Origin of the sequence: Hyalangium sp., from assembly GCF_045802625.1 — a bacterium.
Taxonomy (GTDB): Bacteria; Myxococcota; Myxococcia; order Myxococcales; family Myxococcaceae; genus Hyalangium.
Genome location: NZ_JBJMQP010000160.1, coordinates 52,048 through 58,096, shown reverse-complemented (window position 1 = coordinate 58,096; position 6,049 = coordinate 52,048). Strand labels below are relative to the sequence as shown.

Below are 6,049 nucleotides of genomic sequence, written 5' to 3'. Positions count from 1 at the left end.
GTCTGGGGCGACACGAGCCTGGAGCGCGCCCGGCGCATCGTCGCGGTGAAGCCGCTGCTGGAGGCGTACTTCCTCCAGTGCCGCCTGGTGGCTGCTCAGCCCGACGCGGCCGCGAGCCTCAAGCTGCCCGCCGGCCGCGTCGAGGGCGCGCTGGGAGACACCGCCGCGCTCGAGAAGGCCGCGGCCGTGCTCCCCATCGCGCCGCTGGACTCCTCGGGTGTGCTCACCTGGTCCCAGCTGTACCGGGGCCCTGCCTTCGAGGTGCTGGAGGCGTTCCGCGAGGACGTGGCCGCTCCCGCCACGGGCGACGCGGAGAAGCTGAGCGACGCGGCCTGGAAGGAGCTGTCCGCCAAGGCCGACGCCGTGCTGGCCTGGCAGGCCGGGCTCGAAGCCAACGCCGTGCACGGCCTGCTGCCCGAGCTGCTCACCATCGCCGATGCGGACCTGGAGACCATCGAGGCGGCGTGCAAGGCGGACCTGGCGCTCAAGGAGGAACTGGACGCCATCACCGACTTGGAGCGGCTCATCCTCAATCAGCGCTGGCTGCTGACGTTCGCCAACAACTTCATCAGCATGCCGGACCTCTACACCGCCCATCAGCGCGCCCTGTTCGAGAAGGGGACGCTCATCCTCGGAGGCCGCAAGTACACGCTCTCGGTGCTCACTCCGTCCCGCGCCGCGCATGTCGCGCTGACCGGCCAGGGCACCACCTGCATCCTCTACGTCCAGGTGTCGCCCAAGGATGGCACGGGCGGCTACGAGGTGGCTGTTCCCGTCACGCGCGGGCGCAGCTCCAACCTCGAGGCGGGCAAGCGCGGCATCTTCCAGGACGTGGAAGGCAAGGAGCACGACGCCATCGTCACCCAGGTCATCCGCCATCCTGTCTCGCTCTGGGAGGCGATGACGATGCCCTTCCAGCGCATCGGCAGCTTCATCTCCTCGAAGGCGGAGGCGTTCGCCACCGCGGGAGACAAGGCCTTCGAGGCGCAGCTGGAGAAGGGCTATTCCCACACCACCACGTTGGCGGCCACGGCGGCCACTGCGCCCGCACCCGTGCCCGCACCGGCCGCGGCTCCGGCGCAAGGCGGTGGGCTGGCGGGGCTGCTCGCCGCGGGTGGCATCGCGTTCGCGGCCGTGGGCTCGTCCCTGGCGTTCATCGTGACGCAGGCGAAGTCGCTCTCCCTGGTGGACATCATCTCGGCGGCCCTCGTCATCGCCGCGGCGGTCATGCTGCCCGCGGGGCTCTTTGGCTGGCTGAAGCTGCGGCGGCGCAACCTCGCGCTGCTGCTGGAGGGCTCGGGCTGGGCGCTCAATGATCGGCTGACGCTCACGCGCGAGCTGAGCTCGCTCATCACCCGGAAGCCGCGGCTGCCCAGGGGCTCCACCATCGACCGCACGGACAAGCTGCGCTCGGCCCTGGCCGTCGTGCGCCGCGACGAGGAGGAGGAAGATCAAGAGGAGGGCATGCCGGGACCCGTGAAGCTCTTGATCGCCGTGCTCGTCCTCGCGGCCCTGTTCTGGGAGGTGCGCATCCCCGCTCTCCACTACGCATGCGGCCAGCAGTGGTTGTCCACGACGACGTGTAGCGCCTTGCTGCCCTCGGAGCGCGCGCCCTCGGGCGCTCCCGCGACCGCTTCTCCCCCGCCGCCGGCCAAGCCCAGAAGGACGCGCTGGCCGCCTCCCAAGCGCCTCCCAGCGAACACGGGAGGTGCTCTGGGGGCCTGTAGGTTTGTCAGTTTCGTCAAAGAAAGTTCATTAGGCTGGATTTTCGGGGAAAGGTGATTCAAAGTTCCGTCTCAGCGGATTAATGAAGCATTCCTGTGTGGACCGGAGTGCCTCGCGCTGGGAGGAAGCCTTGAGGGCAGCACATCGACAGGGGTGGTGGTTGTCCCTGCTGGTGGCCAGCGCCATGGCCGCGGGGTGCTCTCGAGGGAGCACCGGCCCCGCGGGGCTGTTCCTGGATACGGTGGTGGGTGCGGTGACTACCTCCGGGAAGCCGGACCTGTGGGTGTCGCAGGTGTCCGGGCCGGCCAGCGCCCCGTCCGGCAGCGGCTACTTCGTCACGGTGACGGCCTGCAACCAGGGCACCGGCAGCGCGGACTCGCTGGTGAGGTTGTACCTGTCCTCGGACACGAGCATCTCCTCCACGGACACGCTGGTGGGCAGCGTCTCCACGGGCTCCCTGCGCCCGCAGCAGTGCACCACGCTGAATGTTCAGACTCGCGGCCCGGTCCACGTGGCCGATGGGCTTTGGTACCTGGGCGCTCTCATTGATCCCGACAACACCGTGAGCGAGGTCTCCGAGACGAACAACGCCCGCGTGGGCACTCGGATGGCGATTGGCTCTGGCGCGGAGCTCCAGGTCGCCCAGGTGAGCGCACCCGCCAGCCTCTCACCGTCCTCCCGCTTCGAGGCGAGCGTGCAGGTGTGCAACCCGGGCACCGCCAGCGCCTCGGCCACGGTGGACGTCTACCTCTCGGCGGACACCGCCCTCACCGCCGAGGATGTGTGGATGGGCAGCGGCTCGACGGGCTCGCTGCGAGAGGGGCAGTGCACCACGCTGACGATCTCCTCCAAGGCCCGTGCGCCTCGCGGACAGTGGTACGTGGCGGCCTGGGTGGACCGGGCCAACGCCGTGCCGGAGCTGGAGGAGAACGACAACACCCGCGTGGGCGGCCGAGTCATCGTCGAGGACGGGCCGGACTTCACCCTGGCCGAGGTGAGGGCCCCGTCCAGCCTCCCGAGCGGCGCTTCCGAGCCCGTGGAGTTCACCGCCACCGTCTGCAACCAGGGCAACGTCGCGGCCTCGGCTCAGGTGGAGGCGTACCTGTCGGCGGACTCCAACCTGACTTCGGCGGACCTCCTGGTGGGCAGCGCGCCGGCCGACTCGCTGGAGCCGGGCCAGTGCGCTCCTGTCGGCATCCGCGGCTCCGCGAGCGTGCACAGCGGGCTCTGGTATGTGGCGGCGAAGGTGGTGGCCTCCGGCGCCGTGCACGAGCTGGTGGAGAGCAACAACGTCCGGTTCGGCAATCGGATTGCGGTGGGCCACGCCGCGGATCTCGTGGTCGCCTCGGTGAGCGGGCCTGCCAGCGTGGGGGCCTTGCATCAGGTGCGGGCCACCGCCACGGTGTGCAACCAGGGCACCTCCCAGAGCCTCGCCACCACCGTGGCGCTCTTCCTGTCGCTGGACGCGTCCATCACCACCGCCGATTCGCTGGTGAGCAGCGCGCCGGTGTCCGAGCTGCAGGCCGGCGAGTGCACGCCCGTGGAGCTGAGGGGGCTCGCCCAGGTGCCGGACGGCGCGTGGTATCTGGGCGCCTACGTCGACAGTGAAAACGCCGTGGCGGAGCTGTCCGAGAACAACAACACCCGCGCTGGGAACGTGCTCGGTATCGGGGATGTCGCGGACCTCTATGTCTCCAGCGTGAGCGGGCCGGCCTACCTCCGGGACACCCAGTCCTTCACGGGGCAGATCACCGTCTGCAACCAGGGCGCGCGGACCAGCAACGAGAACGCCCGCGTTGGCCTCTTCCTCTCGGCCGATGAGTCCATCACGGCGTCGGACACCCTGTTGGGGGACGTGAGCCTGCCCGCGCTCGCGGCGGGCCAGTGCGCCACCGTCTCCGTCCCCGTGAAGGCCCCCGTCCCCGAGGGTAACTGGTACCTGGGCGCTCTCGCCGACCTGTACGGCGGCGAGCCGGAGTTCCTCGAGGACAACAACGCTCGGGTGGGCGGCTCGCTGGCTGTCGGCTCCACGGTCGCCGCCTTCCGAGCGCCGGTGCAGTCGCCGTCGGGCGCGTCCTTCACCACCTCCATCGCCGCTCGCAACTGACCCGAGCCTCGGGGTGGGCCCGCCCTGGCGCGGCAATCACCGCCCTCCTCGCGCGTAAGGAGGAGGGGACGGCTCGTGTCGCACCCCACCGCGCCTGGCGCTCACCTCTCGCACAAGGCGGGAGAGTGGGGCAGACTCGGAGGCCGTGGGTGAAAGGACCCGCGCGGGCTGTCCCCGCGCTCGTGAGGAGACGCCATGGGTTTGTGCAGCTGGATCTTCTTCGGCTTCGTCGTGGGTCTGATCGCCCGCTTCATCATGCCCGGCCATCAGCACATCGGCTTCATCCGCACCACGCTGCTGGGCGTTGGTGGCTCCTTCGTGGGCGGCTTCCTCTCCGCGCTCATCTGGGGAGGCAACTGGCGCAACCCGTCTCCCTCCGGCTGGATTGGAGCCATCATCGGCGCCATCGTGCTGCTGGTGATCTCCGAGACGTTCTTCTCCCGGCGCCGCTAGCCGCATCCGCTTCGAGGCAGTGTCCCAGGGCTGGCCCGCTGGGGCATTGTGCCTCGGCCGGACGAGTGTCCAGTCTCCCCGGAGAGTAGGGATCCCGACAGGGAAGATGGACGGAAAGCGCGAGCCTTGCCCTGTTCTGTAGTAAGGGGGCGCTGCTGGTAGCGCTCACGCGCTGCCTCTGCAGTAAGGAAAGGCGAAGACATGCGGAAGATCTGGGTACTGGCGGTTGCGCTGGCGCTGGCCAGCTGCAACAAGCCAGGGGAAAACAAAGGTGAGGGTGGTGCGTCGAGCGGTGGCTCGGCCGCCACCCCGCAGACCGAGGACCAGAAGACGCTCTACGCGCTGGGCCTCTCCATTGGCCGGAGCATCAGCGGGTTTGGCCTCTCGTCCGACGAGCTCGAGTACGTGAAGGCCGGCATCACCGCCTCGGTGACGGGCGCCAAGCCCGCCGTGGAGATCGAGCAGTACGGACCGAAGATCTCCCAGCTCCACACGGCCCGTCAGTCGGCCAAGTCCGCCGGCGAGAAGGAGAAGGGCAAGGCCTTCCTGGAGCAGGCCGCCAAGGAGGAGGGCGCCCAGAAGACCGAGTCCGGCATGGTCTACAAGGAGCTGCAGGCCGGCACCGGCGCGCAGCCCAAGGCCACGGACATCGTGAAGGTGAACTACCGGGGCACGCTGATCGACGGCAAGGAGTTCGACAGCTCGTACAAGCGCAACGAGCCCGCCACCTTCCCGCTCAACGGCGTGATCAAGTGCTGGACCGAGGGCGTGCAGAAGATGAAGGTGGGCGGCAAGGCTCGCCTGGTGTGCCCCGCCGAGCTGGCCTACGGCGACCGCGGTGCTCCTCCTGACATCCCGGGTGGCTCCACGCTCGTGTTCGAGGTGGAGCTGCTGGATGTGAAGCAGGGCATGGAGCCCCCCACCCCGTCGATGCCGATGACCCCTCCGGGCACCCCGCCTCCAGGCAAGTCGGCCGTGCCGCCGAGCCAGCAGGGCAAGAAGCCCGAGGGCGCGCCGACGAAGTAGCTCCCTGGCGCCCTTCGCCTCTCGCGAGCGCGGAGGGTGCTGAATCCCCGAGGCCCCCGGCCGGACCTGCCTTCAGGTCTGGCGCGGGGGCCTTGTCATGAGCGCCCGTTATAGGAGCGCTCACTGCCGGTGAAGGCTCCGCTGGAGCTGTCGACGGTTGAGCAGCTCGAGGCACCGGCGTCCACAGGTGGGCTCTGCGCCCACTTGGAGCTGGGCGGCGCGTCCCTAGATTCCTTGGACTGAAGGGGAGAGGGACGACGCATGAGCCTGATCAAGGAGTGGAAGTTCGGGACCCATAGCGCTCGCTGGGAGGCTCCGGATCTGCTGCGCCTGACCTGGAGAGGGCCCACACGCGTGGAGGACGTGGACAGCGTGCTGGCCATCTTCCAGGAGGTGGCCGCCGACAAGCCCATCTTCGTCATCTCGGATGTCTCGCAGTCCACCATCGACAAGGCGGCGCGCGAGCACTTCTCGCAGAGCCTGCGCGCCGAGTGGTTCCACGGCCTCATCTACGTGGGCGCCAACGCGCTGCAGCGCGCCATCACCAAGGCGATCGTCATCGCCCTCTACTTCACCGGGAAGTGGCGGGTGGACATCGAGTTCGCCGATACCGAGCTGGAGGCCTACCAGCTCATCTCGCGCATCCGCCGGGCTCGGGGCGTGGAGGCTCCCCAGCGGGGGGAGGCTGCCGGGCCCCTGGGGCTGGAGGAGCCCCAGGCCCTGGCCTGAGCCGCGCCC

The 6,049-nt window shown here is 69.3% G+C and carries 5 protein-coding genes; all 5 read left to right on the top strand.

The window, feature by feature from the left end:
• Positions 1-1,782: kinesin (locus tag ACJ8AT_RS29680; RefSeq protein ID WP_407741296.1), on the top strand; the 1,782-nt coding region annotated here is incomplete at its 5' end.
• 73 nt (positions 1,783-1,855) lie between these two features.
• The gene (locus tag ACJ8AT_RS29675; RefSeq protein WP_407741295.1) at positions 1,856-3,832 is read left to right on the top strand and encodes a CARDB domain-containing protein; all 1,977 of its coding nucleotides are present in this window, start codon (positions 1,856-1,858) and stop codon (positions 3,830-3,832) included.
• A gap of 195 nt (positions 3,833-4,027) precedes the next feature.
• Entirely contained in the window at positions 4,028-4,285 is a 258-nt protein-coding gene (locus ACJ8AT_RS29670; protein WP_407741294.1) for a GlsB/YeaQ/YmgE family stress response membrane protein, read from the top strand.
• 201 nt (positions 4,286-4,486) lie between these two features.
• Positions 4,487-5,311 carry an FKBP-type peptidyl-prolyl cis-trans isomerase gene (locus tag ACJ8AT_RS29665; RefSeq protein WP_407741293.1) on the top strand — a complete coding sequence of 275 codons (825 nt, stop codon included), beginning with the start codon at positions 4,487-4,489 and terminating at the stop codon, positions 5,309-5,311.
• A gap of 261 nt (positions 5,312-5,572) precedes the next feature.
• Complete coding sequence (locus tag ACJ8AT_RS29660; RefSeq protein WP_407741292.1) at positions 5,573-6,040, top strand: hypothetical protein; 468 nt, start codon at positions 5,573-5,575, stop codon at positions 6,038-6,040.
• The last annotated feature ends 9 nt before the right edge of the window (positions 6,041-6,049 follow it).